18 protein-coding genes are annotated in these 20,708 nt (G+C 53.8%); 8 read left to right on the forward strand and 10 right to left on the reverse strand.

Annotation, left to right across the window (positions count from 1 at the left end; genetic code table 11):
* The first annotated feature begins 213 nt into the window (after positions 1-213).
* Positions 214-3,135 carry a TonB-dependent receptor domain-containing protein gene (locus HKD42_RS01535; RefSeq protein WP_170009649.1) on the forward strand — a complete coding sequence of 974 codons (2,922 nt, stop codon included), beginning with the start codon at positions 214-216 and terminating at the stop codon, positions 3,133-3,135.
* A 122-nt stretch (positions 3,136-3,257) separates the two neighbouring features.
* On the opposite strand, the gene HKD42_RS01540 is transcribed toward HKD42_RS01535, so the two are convergent.
* The 3 genes from HKD42_RS01540 to HKD42_RS01550 are packed head-to-tail and all read right to left on the reverse strand — an operon-like array spanning position 3,258 to position 6,637.
* On the reverse strand, positions 3,258-4,181 hold the full coding sequence (locus HKD42_RS01540; protein WP_170009651.1) for a class I SAM-dependent methyltransferase: 924 nt from the start codon (positions 4,179-4,181) through the stop codon (positions 3,258-3,260).
* A gap of 27 nt (positions 4,182-4,208) precedes the next feature.
* The gene (locus HKD42_RS01545; RefSeq protein WP_170009653.1) at positions 4,209-5,897 is read right to left on the reverse strand and encodes a putative 2OG-Fe(II) oxygenase; all 1,689 of its coding nucleotides are present in this window, start codon (positions 5,895-5,897) and stop codon (positions 4,209-4,211) included.
* Positions 5,894-6,637, reverse strand: coding sequence for a 2OG-Fe(II) oxygenase (locus tag HKD42_RS01550; protein ID WP_170009655.1), 744 nt, complete (start codon positions 6,635-6,637; stop codon positions 5,894-5,896). The genes HKD42_RS01545 and HKD42_RS01550 overlap by 4 nt, the downstream gene beginning before the upstream one ends.
* A gap of 178 nt (positions 6,638-6,815) precedes the next feature.
* Here HKD42_RS01550 and HKD42_RS01555 point away from each other — a divergent pair, with 178 nt between their 5' ends.
* The 6 genes from HKD42_RS01555 to HKD42_RS01580 all read left to right on the forward strand — a co-directional run bounded on the left by HKD42_RS01555 (position 6,816) and on the right by HKD42_RS01580 (position 12,207).
* Positions 6,816-7,988 (forward strand): acetyl-CoA C-acetyltransferase, encoded by a 1,173-nt coding sequence (locus HKD42_RS01555; protein ID WP_170009657.1) that lies wholly within the window; start codon positions 6,816-6,818, stop codon positions 7,986-7,988.
* Positions 7,989-8,037: 49 nt separating this feature from the next.
* A complete protein-coding gene (locus HKD42_RS01560) occupies positions 8,038-8,823 on the forward strand; it encodes an SDR family NAD(P)-dependent oxidoreductase (RefSeq protein ID WP_170009659.1) in 786 nt (261 codons plus the stop codon).
* Positions 8,824-8,851: 28 nt separating this feature from the next.
* Entirely contained in the window at positions 8,852-9,955 is a 1,104-nt protein-coding gene (locus HKD42_RS01565) for an amidoligase family protein (RefSeq protein ID WP_170009661.1), read from the forward strand.
* A 38-nt stretch (positions 9,956-9,993) separates the two neighbouring features.
* Positions 9,994-10,788: a hypothetical protein gene (locus HKD42_RS01570; protein WP_170009663.1), complete on the forward strand. Its 795-nt coding sequence runs from the start codon at positions 9,994-9,996 to the stop codon at positions 10,786-10,788.
* Positions 10,789-10,801: 13 nt separating this feature from the next.
* Positions 10,802-11,686, forward strand: coding sequence for a crotonase/enoyl-CoA hydratase family protein (locus HKD42_RS01575; RefSeq protein WP_170009665.1), 885 nt, complete (start codon positions 10,802-10,804; stop codon positions 11,684-11,686).
* An 83-nt stretch (positions 11,687-11,769) separates the two neighbouring features.
* Positions 11,770-12,207: a MarR family winged helix-turn-helix transcriptional regulator gene (locus HKD42_RS01580; protein ID WP_170009667.1), complete on the forward strand. Its 438-nt coding sequence runs from the start codon at positions 11,770-11,772 to the stop codon at positions 12,205-12,207.
* Positions 12,208-12,327: 120 nt separating this feature from the next.
* Here HKD42_RS01580 and HKD42_RS01585 read toward each other — a convergent pair whose 3' ends face one another.
* The 7 genes from HKD42_RS01585 to HKD42_RS01615 form a co-directional block, all read right to left on the reverse strand.
* Positions 12,328-13,335 (reverse strand): type II secretion system F family protein, encoded by a 1,008-nt coding sequence (locus HKD42_RS01585; protein WP_170009669.1) that lies wholly within the window; start codon positions 13,333-13,335, stop codon positions 12,328-12,330.
* A gap of 18 nt (positions 13,336-13,353) precedes the next feature.
* Positions 13,354-14,325, reverse strand: a complete 972-nt coding sequence (locus tag HKD42_RS01590) for a type II secretion system F family protein (RefSeq protein ID WP_170009671.1) — start codon at positions 14,323-14,325, stop codon at positions 13,354-13,356.
* Between the two features lie 76 nt (positions 14,326-14,401).
* Positions 14,402-15,691, reverse strand: a complete 1,290-nt coding sequence (locus HKD42_RS01595; RefSeq protein ID WP_170009673.1) for a pilus assembly protein CpaE — start codon at positions 15,689-15,691, stop codon at positions 14,402-14,404.
* Positions 15,692-15,694: 3 nt separating this feature from the next.
* Entirely contained in the window at positions 15,695-16,342 is a 648-nt protein-coding gene (locus tag HKD42_RS01600; RefSeq protein ID WP_170009675.1) for a CpaD family pilus assembly protein, read from the reverse strand.
* Positions 16,343-16,353: 11 nt separating this feature from the next.
* Positions 16,354-17,910, reverse strand: coding sequence for a type II and III secretion system protein family protein (locus HKD42_RS01605; protein WP_170009677.1), 1,557 nt, complete (start codon positions 17,908-17,910; stop codon positions 16,354-16,356).
* A gap of 98 nt (positions 17,911-18,008) precedes the next feature.
* Complete coding sequence (gene cpaB, locus HKD42_RS01610) at positions 18,009-19,049, reverse strand: Flp pilus assembly protein CpaB (protein ID WP_170009678.1); 1,041 nt, start codon at positions 19,047-19,049, stop codon at positions 18,009-18,011.
* Between the two features lie 99 nt (positions 19,050-19,148).
* Positions 19,149-19,640 (reverse strand): A24 family peptidase, encoded by a 492-nt coding sequence (locus HKD42_RS01615; RefSeq protein ID WP_170009680.1) that lies wholly within the window; start codon positions 19,638-19,640, stop codon positions 19,149-19,151.
* Between the two features lie 107 nt (positions 19,641-19,747).
* On the opposite strand from HKD42_RS01615, the gene HKD42_RS01620 reads away from it, so the two are divergent.
* Positions 19,748-20,707 carry an alpha/beta fold hydrolase gene (locus HKD42_RS01620; protein WP_170009682.1) on the forward strand — a complete coding sequence of 320 codons (960 nt, stop codon included), beginning with the start codon at positions 19,748-19,750 and terminating at the stop codon, positions 20,705-20,707.
* Position 20,708 lies beyond the last annotated feature (1 nt).

Raw genomic sequence — 20,708 nt, forward strand, 5'->3', positions numbered from 1 at the left:
GGGCTGTGGTTAGTCCATTGATGATGCCACACTAAGGGAGGTGCGCCAACTGATGCACGAATATCACACTCGAAATTTTACAGATGCCTAAACAATCACACGCGTTGCGAACGCCTTACAGCTTCGCCTAGACGGGCGAAATTCGGGTTAATAGCTCGATACTTTCTGTTTTACATGCTCGCCATGGTGGCGGGCATTACTAAGGGGATTGGAATGTCCAACCGTTTTACTAAATCCGCGCTGTTAGCAGGGACTTTCATGGCTGGTGCCATGATTGCTACGCCTGTTGTGGCGCAAGAAGCAGCTGGTGAAGCAGCTGCCGCTGAAGATGAGGGCTTCATCGTTGTTACCGGTTCGCGTATCGCGCGTCGCAACGTTGAAACAGCTGCGCCAATTGCGGTTGTTGATGCTGCCGAATTCTCACTTTCGGGTACTGTTAACGTCGAAAACGTTATCAATACACTGCCGCAAGTTGTGCCAGGCACAACATCTTTCTCCAACAACCCAGGTAACGGTACAGCGTCGGTAAACCTTCGCGGTCTTGGTGCTACGCGTACAATGGTGCTCGTGAACGGTCGCCGCTGGATGTTCTATGATACGAACCAAATTACTGATTTGAACACAATTCCACAGTTCTTGCTTGAATCTGTGGACGTTGTGACCGGTGGTGCCTCTGCCGTTTACGGTTCAGACGCTCTTGCTGGTGTTGTGAACTTCCGTCTTCGCGAAGTTGAAGGTGTTGAAGTCGGTGGTCAGTACTCGCTTACTGAGCAAGGCGACGGCGCGCGTTATCAACTTAACGGCGCAGTTGGTTCTAGCTTCGCAGACGGTCGCGGTAACGTGACTTTGTTTGGTGAGTACTATAACCGTGAAGAAATCTTCCAAGGCGATCGTACGTTCTCGAACTTCGCGCTTGGTGGTTCGCCGCTTCGTCAATTGGGTTCATCGCTTCCACCAGAAACACGCCTCCGTTATGACGGTGATGGTGACGTGACAGGTACGTCGTTTGAGCCTAACAGCAATCTGGCTATCTTCGGCTCGCCTGGTTCGCTGCGCGATTACCAAACACCACGTGATCTGTATAACTATGCACCTGTGAACTACCTGCAATTGCCGCAAGAACGGTACATGCTCGGTGGTAATGCACGCTATGAAATTTCAGACGCTCTCGAGCTTTACACTGAACTAGCGTACATCAACAACCGCGTGGATTCAGAGCTTGCTCCGACTCCAATTCTTGTGAACACATTCCTCGACATCGATTCTTTGGTTGCGAATGGCTTCATTGACGCCGCTACCGAAGCTCAGTTCCGTGACTTGGATGCTTCAGAAACTGGCGCAGACCAAAACAACGGTCTAATCGACGTACAAGTTCGTCGTCGTCTGGAAGAAGCTGGTGGTCGTCGTAACCTAGACGAGCGTAACTCATTCCGGATCGTTACTGGTGCTCGTGGTCAGATTAATGACTATCTCAGCTATGATGCATATTACATGTTCTCACGGACACGTAACTCCAACATCCAGCAAGGCAACGCGTCTGTTTCACGTTTCACTGAAGCGATTAACGGCACCGGTGCGACACAGATCAACATCTTTGGTGCCGGTACTCTGACACCTGACATGGTCGATGTGTTCCGTATCCAAGCGCAAAACGGTGATATCTCATCAATTGAAGTCGCCTCGGCTTCTCTTTCTGGCACTTTCGGCGATTTCGCTCTAGGTGCTGCTGAGCCTATCGCATTTGCTGTTGGTGTTGAATCCCGTGCAGTTAGTTCGCGTTTCATTCCTGATGAATTCTTGGCATCGGGCGACGTTGCTGGCTTCAACGCGGGTGAACCAACCGAAGGCTCTTATAATGTTAAAGAGATCTTCGGTGAGTTGAACATTCCGTTCGAAACTGAAAGCGGTATGCGCTTTGAAGTTAACGGTGCGGTACGTTACTCGGATTACTCACTCGATACCGTTGGCGGTGTATGGGCATATGCTGGTGGTGTACAGTTCGCTCCAATTCCTGACGTCACTTTCCGTGCTCAGTATCAGCGTGCGGTGCGTGCACCAAACGTAGGTGAATTGTTCCAAGGTACTGCGATTGGTTTCCCTGGTGCTACCGATCCTTGTGCTGGTGTTGGCGGTGCTACACCGACCGGCGGCCTTCTCGCTACCTGTTTGGCGAACGGCGTTCCTGCAGGGAACATCGGTCTTCAGCAAGATCCTAGCGTAAATCGGAACCAAGTGATCCAGCCTGATGGCCAAATCGCGACTCTGTTCGGTGGTAACCCTAACCTGACTGAAGAAACTTCAGACAGCTACACCTTTGGTGTTGTTCTGCAGCCTTCCTTCATCCCGGGTCTTACGATCACTGCCGACTATTTCGACATTGTTGTTGAAGATGCAATTTCGACTGTCAGCTTGCAGACTGTTTTGGATATCTGTTTCAACGAAATCCAAGATCTGAACTCACCTACATGTCGGAACTTCAACGGTACACGTGATGCGCAAGGCGCGTTTGGCCGTGATAACCCACCTGTTCTCGGTGGAGCTAACATTGCTGAAATTAGCGTTTCAGGTGTCGATCTGGAAGCCAACTACTCAACAACTATTCCGTTCTCGCTTCTCACCGATTCAGGTGAGCAGATGTTGAACCTGTCGTTCTTGGGTACTTGGACAGAGACTTCTGACTTTGCACCAATTCAGTCAGATCCTACTAACGTTATCACATGTGCCGGTGAATTCGGTCTGACTTGTGGTGAGCCAACACCGTCGTTCAAGTGGACGTCACGTGCTAGCTTCTCTGACGGTCCATTGACTACATCGATTCGCTGGCGTCACCTGTCAGCAGTTGATGATGACACAGATGCGGCTGATAACTTCGTTGAACGCATCGATGCGTACGACCTTATCGATCTCACATTGTCTTTCGATGTGAACGAGCGGTTGACGATTGCAGCTGGTATTAACAACCTGTTTAATACGCTGCCGACAACACCACAGTTCGATGCTGCTGGTAATGTTATCAACGACACCAACACACTGCTACTCGGCGATTTCAATAACGGTGAGCAGTCTAACACATACCCAAGCACATATGACGTGCTGGGCCGTGACTTCTTCGCATCTGTGAACTTCAAGTTCTAAGATTTAAGAAGCTACGATTACAGACAAAGAAGGGGGCGACGAACTTCGGTTCGTCGCCCCCTTTTTCTGTATTTAACTGTAGCCGAAACGGCGTGCGTTCAGTCAGCAGCCGAGACCAATTTCTAGTTGTGTGTTATCGACCGAAAATCGGCTACGGGAGAGCCGCTGCCAGGATCGACGATGTCTGTACGATCAATTTGTTCCAGACCGCCGTCCTTAAGTGCCGTCAAAAACAGGTCTGAATCTGCCGTTTGCTTGCAAGCATATTCAAGTGATGCGATCCGCCCAATTTCATTCTTGGCCCGCATTGCAATGGTGTCGAGCATGTTGGCGACGTTGGCAGGGTGGTCGCGCACGCCCATCACCAGCGTTTGACGAATGGCCTCTGGTATTTCCCACCCAGCAGATCCCCGACCAAATTTCTGAGCGCCTTCAATAGGTGCGTTTGTAATCTTGGGCGGTACGCTACGAATGCCACTAGCCCATAATTGAAGGCTACGTTTTGCGATTGCTATCAAATCCTGATCTTCTAGCGCCCATTGAATTTGACTGCGACGTTCCAAATTATGTTTCAAGATTGGCCCGTCGATACGGTGAGTTATCAATCCTACTTTACCGCCAGGCTTTAATACTCGCGCGATTTCAGCGGCCGCCTTCGGTAACTCCCCATATTCAAAGCCAAATTGGCTGACGACGGCGTCAAATTTGTTGTCCGGTAGCGGCATTCTCTCCATTGGTACACCGGGTTTGGCCTTCGTTCCTTTAGGGGCGGGCGGTAATTCTGGAGCTAAATCGACTCCTAAAAATTTGAAATTCGGCTTATTTTTGAGCAACCATGCCATAACGCGGCCATCGCCCGTTGCGATGTCCAGTCCATGGCCTTTGGCAGGTAGGGTGTGTGCAAATGACTGCCATGCAGCGCGCTGCGCCGCATCAATGCCTTGCCATTTTGATGGTAAGCATCCGCCGTCTTGGCCGGAACTGCGATTTTGCGCCCAGAAATCGCTCCATGCCTTCTTGCTTTCAGGGTTTTGTTCCGCGTTCATTGGCTATGGTCTTTCAAAGGAGTTTGGCTAACAAGTTTGGGTCGCAGTTACATCAAAAGCTACGGTCATGCGCTGCTGATGAGAGAAAGCCCGTGTGCCGTGGTATAGGGTACTTGGAAATAGCGCCATATATCCAACTTTGGGCTCTATTGTTCGCAAGGGTTCGAGTTCTAGCCGCAAGTCGGGGGGCGGGCGGCCGATCTCCAGCCAACCCGCTTTATCTTCATTTTCTGTCTCTTCTGGCAGCTCCAAATACAGTGCGGATGAGACAATTCCCTGAGGGTGAATATGTGAGATATGATAATCACCACCCCCAGCCAAGCGGACTGACCATGAGCCTGCCACATTCCAATCGAGATCACGATATCTTAGAAGTGGGTGAGCGCTGTCGTGTCCTGGTAGAGACTGTCGAAACTGTTCAACGGTGTCACGAACGGCATCACCCAACTGTTGGAAAACTGCCTCGTGGCGATCGAACAAATTACCACGGGTCTGTGAGCCGCCACGCAAGGATTGACCCAGGGGCAGCGGGGAATTGTCATGCAGTCGATGCAGGGCGGGAATGATGTTTTCCAGAACTTCACCAGCGCGTTTCAATGGCACCAACTGCACCAACTCGGCCTGTTCATGTAGCCATCCGGCCTCCGGGGCTTGTGTCACGCGCCATAGAAGCCCGCGAAGCGCCCACGCTGCAACACTCTCAGAATCTGAGGTCAGGAGCGTATCTAAAAGCTTATCTGCTTCCGAATATTCTGCTCGCCGTATGCGGTGTCGTGCTTCGTTTAACCGCCGTTCTGGCGTGTCTAGCTCCAACGTTGAGTAGAGTTTGTCTGCTTGTTCACTATCTCCTGCTGCGCCAATATATGTGGCTTGTAGTAAACGGAAGTGTTCAAGCTTTGGAAAAAGCACGCTGCCCCGCGAGGCTACATTGGCCGCCTCTTGATGATAATCTAGGCCAGCAAGAATTCCGCACCACTCGGCGTAGATATTGGGATCTTGGGGTACGCGCTCTGCAGCATCTCCATAGTGTGACGTGAAATCTCGATCGCCTGATGCCAATCGCAATTGGGCAAGGAAGCGTAAGCCTTCCGACCATTGCGGTGCTTGTTGAACAAGAGATTCCGCGATGGCACGAGCGCCAACGACATCACCGGCTACATCGAGAGATTGAGCCTTGCCGAGCCACAGATCAGCGTCACCTTGGTTTACCGATAGTGCTTTATCAAACCATGCCAGCGCATCTGTCTCGCCGCGCTCGAGCGCGACGCGCGCACGTCCGTGAAGTGCCTTAGGCCGAACTGGTTCCAATGCTAAAGCTCGGTCATACCAACGGGCAGCCTCAACCTTGTTCCCTTGTCCGCGAGCGACCATTCCCCGAGTCGATGAATACAATGCCGAACGTGATCCTTCTGCTTCGTAGCGCTGCAGCACTGCTAAAGCGTCAATATGACGGTCAAGCCCAGCTAAAGAAATTGCATGGTTGATGGCTATATCCAACGCTTCCGGTTTTAACGCGAGCGCTTTGCCGAATTGGGTTTCGGCTTCTTCCATATCTCCCATTTTTTGGAACAGGCTACCGGCGCTGTTGCGGAATGAAGAATCTTCAGGGAAAGCCGCGAGCCCTTCTTTCAGCGCCTGACGAGCTGCATCTGCATCTCCGGTCTTCGCAGCTGCCTGCGCCGTTTGCCAAGCTTGAAACGCGGAAGAAACAGTCACCGGTCCCGTAGCCAGCCGGTTATCGCAAACCGCCCTGTGGGACCGGTTGGCGGTACATATGAAACGTTATGTGCCTGCGGCACGAGAAACAGGTTAAGGGCGTTAAAGCGCGGACGATAGCCACGAACAACGTCTCCGTCGTTATCAAAGAAATTGAGATAGCCGCCCCAATCAGGCTTCCATTCATCCAGTCCGAGATTCAAGACATAAGCAACCCTCCACCCCTCTGCGACATGACTGTCGATGTGCAGTCCAAGAAAGTGCTGGGCCGCAAACAGTGTTGCTTGACCATCGGCCTTCGCTAGCTCTTGAATTCCGGTCACGTCACGCACCAGTTGCAGAAAGTCAGGGGCATTCAAATATTCGAGCAGCATGTCGTGTACGCCGCCTTCATCCCATTTCTCGTTTAGCCCTTGTACCAAAGAATATTGCGCGAAATGAAACCCATATCCACCTTTAGCACTTTCTTGATAGGCAGCATTGGCTAACTCTTGGGCTTTTTTCTTACCATTATCGGACGCTAGTTCTTTTGCCAGAACTTGTTGCGGGCCTGGGTCTAGGCTGTCGCCTGCTTGCATTGCCAACCCCCATGGGGTTTGGCGAGCCAAGATCATCCTGACTTCTTCGGCGGTCTCACGCGTCAAAACATCACGAATTTGGGTTCTAGTGTTTGCGGCAAAGTCTTCTGCGCAAGCAACTCGATCGATAGCCGGGTTAATTTCGAACAGCTTTTTGGCCATGACGTCCTTGGTTAGCTCTCGGTGGGAACAAATACTCTGCGCTGGTCATTAACGGGAGAGGCGACCAGTTGGCAAGAAGGTCAAATATCGGCTTATGCGACGCTTGACCAAGCAATTGATGATGCTAACCAGCGTTTCACAACATAGCTAACTAAGTGAACCTTGTGGAGAGATACGTATGGCCACCGCTTATATCGTAGATGCTGTTCGGACAGCCGGAGGCCGCCGTGGCGGCAGGTTGGCCGGGATACACCCTGTTGATCTGGCCGCGGCATCGCTTGATGCTTTGATGGAGCGGACGGGTGTTGATCCTGCCGCGATTGATGATGTCGTGATGGGCTGCGTTAGCCAAGCTGGCCAGCAGGCAGGGCAAGTAGGCCGTAACGCAGTGCTGGCCTCCAAACATCTGCCGCAATCCACCCCTGCGGTGACGATTGATCGCCAATGCGGTTCATCCCAGCAAGCGATTCAGTTCGCTGCGCAAGCGGTTATGTCCGGCACGCAAGATGCCGTGATTGCGGCGGGCATTGAAAGTATGTCGCGCGTGCCCATGGGCTCCACTGGCAGCTTCCATATGAAAGAAGGTCTGGGTCACTATAAATCACCGGGGCTCGAAGAGAAGTATCCCAACATCATGTTCTCCCAATTTATGGGCGCGGAAATGATCGTGAAAAAACATGGCTTTTCTAAAGATGATCTCGATCAATTTGCATTGAACAGCCATCTGAAAGCCATTGCCGCCACGGAGGCAGGTGCTTTCAAAAACGAAATCGTTCCGATCACAATCGAAACACCGGAAGGCGAGGAGCAACATACAGTCGATGAAGGCATCCGGTTCGATGCCACGCTGGAGGGCATTAGCTCGGTCAAACTCATCCAAGAAGGCGGAGCGGTTACTGCGGCTAGCGCAAGCCAGATCTGCGATGGATCTAGCGGCGCGTTGGTGGTTTCTGAAGAGTTCTTGAAAGCTCACAATCTAACCCCGCTGGCGCGGATCCATAATCTGACCGTGACGGCAGGTGATCCTGTTATCATGCTGGAAGAACCACTGTTTGCGACGGACAAGGCGCTTGAGCGTGCGGGCCTTAGCATCAACGATATTGATCTGTTTGAGGTGAATGAGGCTTTTGCTCCGGTACCACTGGCTTGGCTCAAGCACACCGGAGCTGACCCGGAAAAGCTCAACGTCAATGGCGGTGCGATTGCGCTGGGGCATCCGCTCGGCGCATCGGGCACGAAATTGATGGCCACTTTGCTGCATGCGTTAAAAGCGCAAGGCAAGAAATACGGTCTGCAAACGATGTGCGAAGGCGGCGGTGTCGCCAACGTCACGATCGTTGAATCACTTTAACCCCCTTATTAACTAGACGATTAGATTCAAATTCAGAGAGGAATTGTTCATGGAAGTTGGCGCAAATACACCTGCAGTCGTTACCGGCGGCGCATCAGGTCTTGGTGAAGCAACCGCGCGGGCATTGGCTGCAAAAGGCGTGAAGGTCGCAATTTTTGACCTTCAGGAAGAAAAGGGCCTTAAGGTTGCTTCGGAAATTGGCGGTATCTTTTGCGAAGTAAATGTTACCGACGATGCATCCGTAGATGCCGGCTTTGCCAAAGCGCGTGAGGCGCATGGCCAAGAGCGTATTCTGGTCAATTGCGCAGGCACTGGCAACGCAATCAAAACGGCTAAGCGGGATCGCAACACTGGAGAGATTTCACACTTCCCCCTTGATGCGTTTAACTGGCTGATCCAGATCAACCTGGTTGGCACGTTCCGTTGTATCGCCAAATCTGCTGCGGGCATGATGGCGGTTGACCCGCTCAGCGAAGACGGTGATCGCGGCGCTATCGTCAACACTGCATCTGTTGCCGGTGAAGACGGTCAAATCGGCCAAGCTGCTTACTCCGCTTCCAAAGGCGGCGTTATCGGTATGACGCTGCCCATCGCCCGCGACCTGATGAACGAAGGTATCCGGGTCAACACAATCCTGCCCGGTATCTTTGAAACCCCGCTGATGGCTGCGGCACCGCCGCAAGTGAAAGAAGCGCTTGCAGCGTCTGTGCCGTTCCCGAAACGTTTGGGTAAGCCAGAAGAATATGCGCATCTCGCCCTGACTATGATCGAAAATGGCTACTTCAACGGCGAAGACGTTCGTTTGGATGGCTCGATCCGGATGGCACCACGCTAATTACACACTATCGAACTCGGAGCCGGCGATGACAGTCGCTATCGATTGGAAAGTCGGCTTCGAGATCGAACTGATGGCCCCGCGGGGTTCGACGCGCCTCGCCTTGGCTCAGCGGGTATCAGACCGTATCCAAGGGTCTGTCAGTCGCTATTTCCAGCAAGATTCAGAACATAGCGCCGTACCGGGCAGGCCGGTATTTGAAAATCTTACACTGGCGTTCCGGGTTGACGATTCTGCTGGCAATTGGGCTGCCAGTTTTGTTGATGATCTGACATTGCAGGCCGATTGCGATCACGGCGCTGCGCCGCTGGATGGCTGGTACCGCATTGTCGGTGATGATGGCCGCTTGCTTCGCTTGGCCGCCCGCCATTGCGATGCCGAAGAAGACCTTTCCAAAGTATTGGACCCATTTGCCGAACTGTTTGGCACGGCGCCATCAGCACATGAGGCGGGAATGATCCGGGTGGTGGACGGCCAAGATATGTCGCTCGCCATCGGGGCACCTTTGCCCGGCGAAAGAGAGCGGCCTTGCGAAATCGTAACCGCGCCGATCGCGCATAATCACGCCAAGCAGCTAACCGCCTTGCTCGATGATGCGAAATCTCTCGGCTTCATTGTTCCCGTCGAAGGCGCGACACATTTGCACTTTGATGCCGCCAAGCTGTGCAACACACATTTTATCAGCCGCTTCGTGCCGATCGTTTTGCGCCACGGACCCGCTCTCCGGCAATTGGTGGGGGTCAATCCGTCCTGCGTCAGAATAGGCGGTTGGCCGGATGCTGTATCTGCTCTGGTTGAAACACCCGAGTTTCTTGCGATGAGTTGGGAAGATGCGTGCGGCGCGCTCGCTATGACCAAGCTCACCAAATATTGCGATTTCAATCTGGTGAATATGGTCAAAGGATTTGCAGACAAGCACACATTGGAAGTGCGCATTCTGCCCAGCCATATGGAGGCAGATGCCATTGTGATGGCCACCGCCTTGTTCGAAGGGCTGATCCGTTTCGCGCTTGGGGATGACGATTATGCCCAGTTGCACAGCACCGCCCGGCTAATTGAGGCGATACCCCTGACCGGCACAGCGCGCGAATACTGGGTAAAGCGGTTGGCGCACTTGCCTGGCCCAGCCTGATAGCTAGACTGAATTTCCGACACACGGGGGTGAACTTAATGCGAATTCTGAAACATCGTAGGTCTTTTCGCTATGCTTTGGCACTGATGGCCAGTGCATCGTTAGGCTGTATAGCCACCACAACACCGGTATCTGCACAGGACAGTGCCGCGATGTTCGAGAATTATGCGAATTCCAATTATACCTATTGCGATGCCAAGCTGGTCGGCGCGTTTTATCAAAAGGGCGCGGATTACGGCAAAACGGTTATCGGTGCGAAGATAGCAAATGGCATTGAACAGAACCTGCCCCCAATTCTGAGCAGCAGCCGGATCGCGGGCAATCGCTGTGAGTGGATCGATATACCGCATTCTTACGCTGATGCAGAACAATTGGGCTCCTATTGGGGTATCGCAACCAGCAGCGCTAAAGCGAAGGCAGCCTCTTTTTACACCGAAGGCAAAGCAGGCGTCATCACAGGCATATTGGCGAGCCAGGGACAGAATACCGGTTGGGGCACGTCTGAAGATGCTGCCTTTGCTTCCTATGCCCGTTCAGGTTTTTCATATTGTGATGCCAAGCTGATCGGTGATTTGTGGGGCTGGGATCCGTATCGCGGCAAATTGGAAATCGGCAATAAGGTCAAGGCTGGCCTGATCGAGAACATCCCGGGAATGTTGGCGAGCTCACGAAATCAGGGCAATCAATGCGATTGGAGCGAACTGGGCTATTCCTATAACGACGCTGAAAAAATGGGTCGCGCTTGGAATATCAGTACCAATAACGCCAAGTCGGTTGCGGAACGCCTTTCGAATGAAGGACGGACAGAAGTGATAGCGGCAGCTCTAAGGTAATAGGATACATCACATGACAGATAACGCATCAACCCCCAGCCAAATCCTGCTTGAAAAAGACGGGCCGATTGCAACAATTACACTCAACCGCCCGGAAAAAATGAACGCATATACGCGTCATATGATGGCGGAGATGATTGCTGCGTTGGATGAAACTGATGCGGATGACGATATCCGTGCGGTGATCATTACCGGCGCGGGGGACCGTGCGTTTTGTGCCGGGGCTGACCTGACACCTGATGACGGTACCACGCCGTTTTCCAGCACAAAAAACGTCACGGATCTGTCTGACGAAATTGTGCGGGATGGCGGCGGGCGCCTGACATTGCGGATGTTCCAGAGCACCAAGCCGCTGATCTCTGCCTGTAACGGGGTCGCGGTTGGCGTTGGCGCGACCATGCAATTGCCAATGGATTTCCGGCTTGCTTCAGACAATGCCCGCTATGGGTTCGTTTTTGCCAAGCGGGGGATTGTTCCAGAGGCGGCCTCCAGCTGGTTTCTGCCACGGTTGGTAGGGCCGCAACAAGCGCTTGAATGGTGCATGACAGGGCGGATATTTGATGCTGAAGAAGCGTTAAGCGGGGGCCTTATTCGGTCTATCCATCCGCAAGGCGAATTGATGGACGCGGCACGGGGGTTGGCTCTGGAAATTGCGGAGAATACATCTGCAATTTCGGTCGCCATGACGCGCGCGATGTTGTGGCGTTTGCCGTCAGAAAGCCACCCGATGATGGCGCACCGGGTCGATAGCCGGGCGATTTACACATTGTCGCGCGGCAAAGACACTGCTGAAGGTATCCAGAGTTTTCTGGAAAAACGGCCACCTCAGTTCCCCGGTAAAGTGTCGCAGGATATGCCAGAATTTTACCCTTGGTGGGACGAGCCGGGATACGAATGATCTTGGGTTAGCGATCCGAACAAGGGGGGAAGCGCTGGCCAACCCCCTTGCCAAGCCATCTGGTTGCATTAGAAACTGGTTCTATGAGCGGAGACAACTTTCAGCTTGCAGATTTTCTGCCGTACCAATTGTCCGTCACATCAAACGCGGTCAGCAACCGTATTGCCCGTGTTTATGAGGAAGCATTTGGCCTCAAAGTGACGGAATGGCGGGTGATGGCAATGCTTGGGGATGGCGGGCCGCTCACCCAGCGCGATCTGACCTCCAAGACACAGATGGATAAGGTTGCGGTCAATCGCGCCTGCAAAGTGCTTGAAGGGCGGGGGCTGGTTCACCGGCTGCCCAATCAGAAAGATGGCCGGTCGCACCATTTGGAACTAACCAATGATGGCCGGATAATGCACGATCAAATCGTGCCGATGGTGCTTGCGGAGGAAGCCAAAGTGCTGGCTCCATTGGATAAAGACCAGCGCCGCATTTTTCGCGAATTGCTCAATCAGGTGCGGGCCCAAATAGACTGACGCCGGAATAGCGGCTGCAATAAACAATGGCCCTGAAACAATGGCCCTGAAACAATGGCCCTGCCACCAGATGGTGACAGGGCCATTGTTTTGAGCCGATCTATTGGTCGGGCTTCTCTGCTATTGCCCCGGTTTGGAGGCGAACGCATCGCTGATCGAACAGGCCGCAGGGCCAAGGATCACGATGAACAGCACTGGTAGAATAAACATAATCAGCGGAATGGTCATAATAGCAGGCAAGCGAGCCGCTTTTTCCTCAGCACGCATCATGCGCTCATTCCGGAATTCAGCAGACAGAACCCGCAATGCGGATGCCAATGGCGTACCGTAGCGTTCTGTTTGTACCATAGTGGTCACAACGCCTTGTACCGCTTCCAGATCAACCCGGTAGGCAAGATTATCAAATGCCATCTTCCGCTCGGTCAGGAATGACAATTCAATCGCGGTGAGGGCGAATTCATCACCCAGTTCCGGATAGGCACGGCCCAATTCCTTAGCAACACGGTTGAAGGCTGCATCGACTGTCAAACCAGCTTCCGCACAAATCACCAACAGATCCAGCGCATCCGGCAGACCCTTGCGGATCGCGTCAGTACGTTTGCCAGCTTTGTTCTTCAGGAAGAATTCTGGCCCCTTATACCCTGCGAACAATGTCGCAGCAAAGCCGCCCAGACGCTTCATATCACCCCAATCGGGGAAATAATCGATCACATAGATCACGGTAAAACCGATACCGCCAAGTACGATCGGCAAGATCAAACGGGCAAGAATGACCACAACGGCCATTTCCTTGTTGCGGTAACCCGCATGAGCGAGCTTTTGCTGGATGATCTCGATCTGGCTCTGTTGCAGCACTTTCATGCCGGACAGAGCGTCTTTCATCTTTTCCGTCTGTTCGGTTTTCCGAACAAGGCTGGCGCGTTTCTTGGCTGTGCTGTGTGTAATGCCAGCTTTCAACTCGTCACGCCGGGAATTCAGCGCCTTTACGCGCTTCGCCATCGGATCTTTTACAGTGACGGCTGCGTAGATCGCAAGCACCACCATAAAGGCAGCGACACCCGCGAGTAGCGTACCGGCAAGAACAACATCAACACCGAGAAGGGTTGGTCCAGGAGCTTGGCCTATCATATCCTACACATCCCTCGCTTAAATCTCGAAATTGACCATTTTGGCCATGATGAATGCGCCAATGGCCATCCACACGCCGCCGCCGAGGCCCGTCACAATCAAGCGTTCATCGGTAAAGAACCCGCCAACATAGCCTGGGTTAATCCACCAAATCATGCCGAACACGATAAAGGGCAGGGAACCAACAATGTATGCGGAGGCCTTCGATTCAGAGCTCATCGCTTTAATCTTGAGCTTCATCTGTGACCGTTTGCGCAGCACGTCGGACAGGTTGGACAGAGTTTCTGCCAAGTTACCGCCGGTTTCCCGTTGGATTGCCAGCGTGATACAGAAGAAGTTGAATTCCGGAATACCCAGCCTGTCGGCTGCATCTTGCAGGGATTCGTCCATCGACTTACCGATCCGGATACGTTCGGTAATGCCTTTAAATTCATCACCAACAGGGCCGGGCAGTTCTTGTGCCACAACGCTCAGTGTTTCGGTTACCGGCAAACCAGAGCGAAGTCCGCGCACCAGCAGTTCAATCGCATCAGGGAATTTCGCGTTGAAATCGTTAGTTCGTTTGTTGATCATGAAGCCGACGACCAAATGCGGCAAGCCAGCACCAATGACCAATCCGACGCCTAACGACAGCAAAGCTGCACCGCTGCGCAGGTAAATCGCGATAGCAATTACCAGCGCGATACCGAATGTCGCGTAGAAATATTGCGAAACGGTCCAGCCTTTGCCGGTCCGGTCAAGGCGGATGGCCAAGGCTTCGATGCGAGAGGTTGAGCCCGCGACCTTATGCGCCTTGGGCTTCCGCGCGGCGATCGCTTTTTTCAGTTGCGATTCAACCTTGGTGTCGGTGCTTTCCGAGTGACGAAAGCGAACGGCGTCCAAACGCCGTTGGCCTTCTTTCACAGCGGACGGTCCGGCAAGCAGCGAATAGCCGAGTACCATCAGGGCCATTAGCCCTCCGCCTACCAGCAGGAGCTGTATAATGCTCATGCTATTGACCTGCCTTTCCTTCGTTCATTGCACCTCTGGATGAGTCCAAAGGCGGCGGGAGAGTGCGTAAAATGAATTACGCGTCAGCTCCGGCGGGTTCGGATTTCTTCGATTTCTTCTTCGCAAGAAGCGATTTCAGATCAAAGCTGCCCAGCAGAGATTTCTTGGCTGGCTGTTGGCCTTCCAATTCCTCTTCACTGGCGCCCATCACGCGGTCGGCCAGCTGTTTGACCACTGCGGTCACTTTGCTGGACGGGTTGGCATGGACAAATGTCTGTCCCAGCTTCGCCGCATTGGTGGATGCCTTGATGTCGTAAGGGATGGTGAAGTCGATACTGCGTTCGATTGACGCCTCGAAATCAGCCTTGCTGATCTCTCCGGTGCCGCCCTGTACTTTGTTGGCGACCACAATCGGCAATGCGTGCGCAGCGTTGGTTTTCAGCCAAGCCAGAATACGGATTGTATCGCGGGCTGATGCCAAGGTCATCTCTGTCGCCAGAACCACAACATTCACATCTGCCAGCAAATGCGGGAAGTTGATCAGCATGTTCCGTGGCAAATCGATCATCGTCATTTCGAATGCTTGGCGGAATTCTTCCTCCAGCTGAACGAATGCCGACCCATCGGTCATCAGTGGTGCGTTAATCGGTGCCTCAGCAGACAAGATCGCTAGATTGTCATTCGCCCGCACCATAGCACGTTCGATAAACAGCCCGTCGATCCGGCTGGGATTGTCGATTGCATCTGTCAAACCGCGACCCGGCTCCAGATCAAGCGCGAGTGCGCCCGTCCCGAAGTGGACATCAAGATCGAGCAAAGCAGTCGGCAGTTCATGCTCGGCGCTGAACAGCCACGATAGCGATGTGGCCAGTGTAGAGGCACCGACCCCGCCGCGTGTTCCAACGATAGCAGCCGATACATGGCGCTTGGCGGATTCTGGATCGCTTGTGCGCGGCGCAGCAAAGACTGCCTGCGCTTGGTTGAGCGAATCCCGCAATGCGCCTGCAGATAGCGGCTTCAGAAGATAATCATGAATGCCGCTCGACAGAAGATCGCGGTACAAGCGAACGTCGTTCACTTGGCCGATTGCGATCACGACAGTGCCAGGCTCGCAAACCTCTGCAAGGCCGTTAATATCAGTCAGCGGATCGCCGCTTTCCGACAGATCGACCATCAGGATGTTAGGGCTGGCCGCGACGGACAAAGACTGCACAGCATTACGCAAGCCGCCTTTGGCACATTTCTCTGGCTGCCAGCCCATTTCGATAACGACTGGACGCAACACGTCCAATGCCGCTTCGTCGCAAATGAATGCTGCAAAGGGATCGCGATTTGCGCCCGCACTTGGTTTCCAAGGTGCGTTCATGACTTAACCCCCTTCGCTTGAACTAGTGTTTGAAAGACCACCAGCGCCTGTCGGAGCTTGCTCTCGATAAGAATCGATCGCTTTGGTCGATGTGGTAACGGTGGTTTGACTGTCCCCGGCTTGACCCCGGATCAGATCTTCTGGGTTGGCGATCATGGCAGCCATATTGCTGTTGATCGAACACCCGTAATTCGGGTTCGTACCGTTATTATAGTTGGAGTCTGAGTAGGCTTCCCAATCCGGACATCCCGGTACACTCGCGCTGGAGCGTGTGATGACGACGCGGGCGTTGCCTGGATTGACATAGCCGGTCGTGACAGGGGCACCCTGACTTACCAAAATACCGTGGCGAGCCGCCAAGGCGCTGATGGCGTCGCGAGTGGACTTGCCCATCATCGGATCTTCGATAGAAACACGGTCACCGTAGCGCAGGTCCATGGCTTCGAACCAACCAGCAAGACGCTGCTGTTCCGGGATAGAAAGTCCGCCCGCACCAGCACGCACATCAAGAGTATAGTTCGTCCGTTCGACCACAGGCTGCTTGACGCTTTCCAAGCTGCGATTGGTGGCCATGCCGCCGCACCCAGCCAGTGTGAGGCCGATAGAGAGAGCCAACGCACCGGCCAGCTTACTGTTTTTTCCGATCAACATCGTATTCACCTTTATTGGTTGAGGCTGAAGCCAGGTGTGGCTGGGGCTTTGGCACTGCGTTCTTTGGCTTTGCCGCGTTCTTGGGAAGAACCGGCACCTGGCAGAACAGCGGCAGGATCAATGCGCGACACTGCTGGTGGCGGTGCATCAGAATTGCGTGCTGTCGGTCCCGCACGGGTGCCGCCTGTCACGCCATCGCTTGCTGTATAGCCGAGCAATTGTTGCAATTCGCTCGCCGCACGGAAGCCGTCTGTTGGCAGAACGATGTCTTTGTCGTTAACCGGTTTCACCAGATACGGCGTGACAACAATTACCAACTCGGTTTCACCCTTACGGAAAGAGCGTGAGCGGAACAGGTTGCCGAGGATTGGCACGTCGCCAACACCGGGGGTCTTATCCAGCGTGTTTTGCGCATTGTTGCTCATCAGACCAGCGATCATGAAGCTTTGGCCAGATCCCAGTTCCACTGTCGTTTCCGCGCGGCGGATCGTCAGGGCAGGGATTTGGAAGCCGTTCAGCGTCACAGCACCTTGGCTTGAAAGCTCGGATACTTCCGGGCGGACACGGATCGAAATCCGGCCATTTGCAAGCACAGTTGGAGTATACGCCAAGCTGACACCGAATTTGCGATATTCAATCGCAGTGGTGCCAAGGCCCTGGCTGATGGGAATAGGGAATTCGCCGCCCGCCAGGAAGTCAGCAGTCTCACCAGACAGTGCGGTAAGATTGGGCTCTGACAGTGTAGTGATAAGGCCATTACGTTCGGCAAGATCAAGTGCGCCGGCCAGGTCGAGACCAAGAAACTTTCCGAAACCAGAGAGTGTCGAACCAGTCCCTTGGGCAGTCACTACCGATGTACCGGCAGATCCTGCGGTAACGCCGGTGAATACACCGCCGCCGACGTTATATTGTGGGATCGCCCCGGTACGGCCATTGCCGATACCGAATTTGAAACCGCTGGTTCCATCGAAGGATGCCAGATTGGCACCGACTTCGCGAACCCAGCTGCGGCTTACCTCAGCGAAACGAACGCGCAGGTTTACCTGCAGCGGTGTCGCCATTTTAAGGCGGCTGATGACGTTGACGTCATCACCCACAAAGGCCTGAACCAGACGCTCTGCTTCAGCGGCATCTTCTGGTGCTGCAACGGTTCCGGTCAGCAACATGGTGTTAGTACCCATTGTTGAGACGGAGACTTTCGCTTGCGGCATAGCCAGCCCGAGCATCTGATCGACGCTGTCGAGGTTGGAACCGACGCGAACATTGGCGGACCAAATAATATCGCCGCGGGCATTGCTGGCATACACGGTGGTTTCACCGCCCGTTTTGCCGAACACGTAAAGCTGGCGCTGGGACTTGATTTGCACATCCGCAACTGAGTCGTCGGCGATGAATACATCGGCCATTACGCCGGGCACGTTGACCAGTTCACCGCGGCCGATGGACAGAACAACATCCCCCCGTGGCTTTTGAACAGACTGGGCATTCGCTGCGCCAGCCGGAATTCCGGCGATTGGCGCAACGGCCAAGCTGGCCAGTAATAGTGTTGCAGTAAGGCGGCGTGCCATAGTCTTGCCCCTAGGTTGAGTATTGGAAGCTGTTGCGCTTCCGGCTGAAAATATGTGAGCGCTGGATTTGGACGCTGAACGAAATTCGCTTTTCATGGTCATTCACCCTCGCTTGATGTGATCACCGATGTTCTGCCGCCGGATGCCACTGGAACTTGCGATGTTGTTTTTCCGCGCGTTACCCGAACTGATGGGCCTGCAGTGATCGGTTTGCCCGCTGGGACACCGATAGCTGCCGGCGCAGGTGCACTGCGTTTTTCGATTTTCTCGACGGTCTTGCGTTGGAAGCGTGAAACGTCACCACCGGTTTGGAAGGTTGTTGCACCTTCTGTCGGGCGGGTCGCTGCTTGTGTCAGCAGACGCTCTTCTTCTTCCGGTGTGGCATCGTCAGGGATTTTGACAGCGCCAGAAGCAATCGCTTTTTCAAGCTCGCTTTGGTTGTCAGCAATCGAACGGAGCGACAGGCTCAATGTACCAAGTGTCTGCGCAACAGCCACTTTTTCAGCAATGCGCGGTGTCACTTCCAATGTAACCGTACGGAAGGCGCGAACAACAGTTTTGCCGTCTTGCGTTTCCTGTGTGGTTGATTGGTCGGTCGCCAATACGCGGATATTGCTGAGGATTGTTTCGGATGCCTTCATGCCGGCACCGCCATTTTCGCCCTTAACTGTCTGCGTCAGCACCATGTCTACACGGTCACCCGGGAAGACAAAGCCAGCCACACCAGTCTTGGCGGAAACAGGAACGGTTACTGCGCGAAGGCCAGGGCCGAGCGCCGCAGCAAGGAAGCCGCGATCGCCGGGCTTGACCAGCGAACCTTGTGTTACTGGCTCGCCTGCGGTCACTTGGTGGCGCACCACTGTGCCAAGCAATTGTTGAACGTCAGATTCGCCATCAATGAAATAGGCGTCCTGTACCAATTCTTCCGGCCACATCTGGAAGCTGATCGCATCCGCGGTAATAATAGTACCGGCTGGCAGACTGCGCTGCGCGACGAGTACCTTAGGACCCTTCGGTGTTGGAGGAGCTGCTTCTGCCTGCGGAGATCCGGCCCCGGCAAACATACTACGTGCTGCAAAAGCGGTACCGATCGCAATGATCAGCGCCCCAATCAGCAGAACCATCTTCTTCCTATCCATGGCTATTCTAGCCCCCTAATTCGGCCCGCAAACACAGCGGGAATGAGTTGATTTTAGTTACAGTTTGTCGTGATACGCGCAGATTGGTTAAAATCGGGTTCACCCCAAACCTGCAATTGTGCCGCTGGGCGGCATATATTGTGTTCCCAGCACCCAGAGGCCCCCGGCAGAGATCGCCACACCGTATGGAATGGCGAGCCGATCTTTTTGGCGGCGCATGATGTGCCATGCGCCCATGACGATTGTCAGCACGCCGCCGACTAGCGCCATCATGATCAGCAATTGCAGAAATGCGTTGGGTTCAATCCAAAGCGCCAGGGCTGTCAGCAGTTTTACATCGCCGCCGCCCATTGCTTTGACAGCGAAGAGACCGGCCAGAACTACGAATGCAGCCAGAGCAACGCCAAGTTGCATGGCCACATCAGGCCAAAGCGACAGGCCGCTAGACCACCAGAACAGCGGCGCGCCAATGACGATGGCAATGTTCAGCCAATTGTCGATTTGACGGCGGCGGATGTCCGTAAATGCGGCGAAAAGCAATGCGATTGCCAACGCTGCGAGCAGTCCGTAGTGGAAGTATTCACCAAGCATTTTAGCCCCCAAAGGTATCTTTGTTGAAGGGGGTGCTACAGACGATGGCTTACTAAATAGTAACCAACAGCAACAAGACGGTATTAAGGCAAAGGCCCGCACATCGAATGACAGCCAAAGTAATCGACCGGCGCAGCATACCTTCACAGGCGGTAGAGAGCGTGTGGACAGCGCCCGACGGCCATGCAATCCGGCGGATTGATTGGGCGGCCAAAGATCAATCTACACCCCCTAAAGGATCGATTTTATTCTTTCCTGGGCGGGGTGATGCTTATGAAAAATATCTGGAATCTTTGCAGCAGTGGTACGATTCCGGCTGGCAGGTAACTGCCGCTGATTGGCGCGGGCAAGCTGGCTCTGGCAGGCTGGGCGATGATGCCGTTACTGGCCATATTGAAGATTTTTCGATCTGGATTGACGATTTGGCTGCTTTCTGGAGCGATTGGAAGGCTTCCAACCCTGGGCCGCACGTGTTGGCAGGACACTCTATGGGCGGGCATCTTGTACTGCGCGGGGTAGTGGAACAGCGGGTACGGCCCGACGCCATGTTCCTGTCTGCGCCGATGCTGGGCTACTTCGGAAATGTGTTGCCGCGATCTGTGATGCATGCAGGTGCGAAGCTGATCAGAAAGTTTCGGGGCGATACCACGCAGGCATGGGTGTGGAGCGAAAAGCCCGGCGAAGTTCCAATTGGCCGGATCAATTTGCTCACCCATGACAAAGACCGGTACGAAGATGAGCTTTGGTGGCGCGATAACCGGCCTGAGATTGTTATGGGGCCGGGCAGCTGGGGCTGGGTTGAACGCGGCTATGCATCAATGGATGTCATATTTGCGCCCAACCGGTTGGAGGCTGTTGATATTCCGGTGCTGATGGTCGCGACGACCAATGACAAATTGGTTGATTATCGCGCGATCGAAGAAGCAACGGATCGCTTGCCGAAGGGGGAACTGCTGTGCTTCGGTAAAGAGGCGCATCATGAAATTTTGCGTGAAACTGATGCCGTGCGGGACCGTGCAATGAACGGTATTGCCGAATTTTTGGACCGCGTTTTTTCGACCAGATAAT

The organism is Pontixanthobacter rizhaonensis (assembly GCF_012972675.1).
Taxonomy (GTDB): domain Bacteria; phylum Pseudomonadota; class Alphaproteobacteria; order Sphingomonadales; family Sphingomonadaceae; genus Pontixanthobacter; species Pontixanthobacter rizhaonensis.

What these genes read in the sequence shown, in the direction of transcription:
- HKD42_RS01535 (WP_170009649.1), top strand. Translation starts at nt 214, where the DNA reads ATGTCCAACCGTTTTACTAAATCCGCGCTGTTAGCAGGGACTTTCATG.
- HKD42_RS01540 (WP_170009651.1), bottom strand. Translation starts at nt 4,181, where the DNA reads ATGAACGCGGAACAAAACCCTGAAAGCAAGAAGGCATGGAGCGATTTC.
- HKD42_RS01550 (WP_170009655.1), bottom strand. Translation starts at nt 6,637, where the DNA reads ATGGCCAAAAAGCTGTTCGAAATTAACCCGGCTATCGATCGAGTTGCT.
- HKD42_RS01555 (WP_170009657.1), top strand. Translation starts at nt 6,816, where the DNA reads ATGGCCACCGCTTATATCGTAGATGCTGTTCGGACAGCCGGAGGCCGC.
- HKD42_RS01560 (WP_170009659.1), top strand. Translation starts at nt 8,038, where the DNA reads ATGGAAGTTGGCGCAAATACACCTGCAGTCGTTACCGGCGGCGCATCA.
- HKD42_RS01565 (WP_170009661.1), top strand. Translation starts at nt 8,852, where the DNA reads ATGACAGTCGCTATCGATTGGAAAGTCGGCTTCGAGATCGAACTGATG.
- HKD42_RS01570 (WP_170009663.1), top strand. Translation starts at nt 9,994, where the DNA reads ATGCGAATTCTGAAACATCGTAGGTCTTTTCGCTATGCTTTGGCACTG.
- HKD42_RS01575 (WP_170009665.1), top strand. Translation starts at nt 10,802, where the DNA reads ATGACAGATAACGCATCAACCCCCAGCCAAATCCTGCTTGAAAAAGAC.
- HKD42_RS01580 (WP_170009667.1), top strand. Translation starts at nt 11,770, where the DNA reads ATGAGCGGAGACAACTTTCAGCTTGCAGATTTTCTGCCGTACCAATTG.
- HKD42_RS01585 (WP_170009669.1), bottom strand. Translation starts at nt 13,335, where the DNA reads ATGATAGGCCAAGCTCCTGGACCAACCCTTCTCGGTGTTGATGTTGTT.
- HKD42_RS01590 (WP_170009671.1), bottom strand. Translation starts at nt 14,325, where the DNA reads ATGAGCATTATACAGCTCCTGCTGGTAGGCGGAGGGCTAATGGCCCTG.
- HKD42_RS01595 (WP_170009673.1), bottom strand. Translation starts at nt 15,691, where the DNA reads ATGAACGCACCTTGGAAACCAAGTGCGGGCGCAAATCGCGATCCCTTT.
- HKD42_RS01600 (WP_170009675.1), bottom strand. Translation starts at nt 16,342, where the DNA reads ATGTTGATCGGAAAAAACAGTAAGCTGGCCGGTGCGTTGGCTCTCTCT.
- HKD42_RS01605 (WP_170009677.1), bottom strand. Translation starts at nt 17,910, where the DNA reads ATGGCACGCCGCCTTACTGCAACACTATTACTGGCCAGCTTGGCCGTT.
- cpaB (WP_170009678.1), bottom strand. Translation starts at nt 19,049, where the DNA reads ATGGATAGGAAGAAGATGGTTCTGCTGATTGGGGCGCTGATCATTGCG.
- HKD42_RS01615 (WP_170009680.1), bottom strand. Translation starts at nt 19,640, where the DNA reads ATGCTTGGTGAATACTTCCACTACGGACTGCTCGCAGCGTTGGCAATC.
- HKD42_RS01620 (WP_170009682.1), top strand. Translation starts at nt 19,748, where the DNA reads ATGACAGCCAAAGTAATCGACCGGCGCAGCATACCTTCACAGGCGGTA.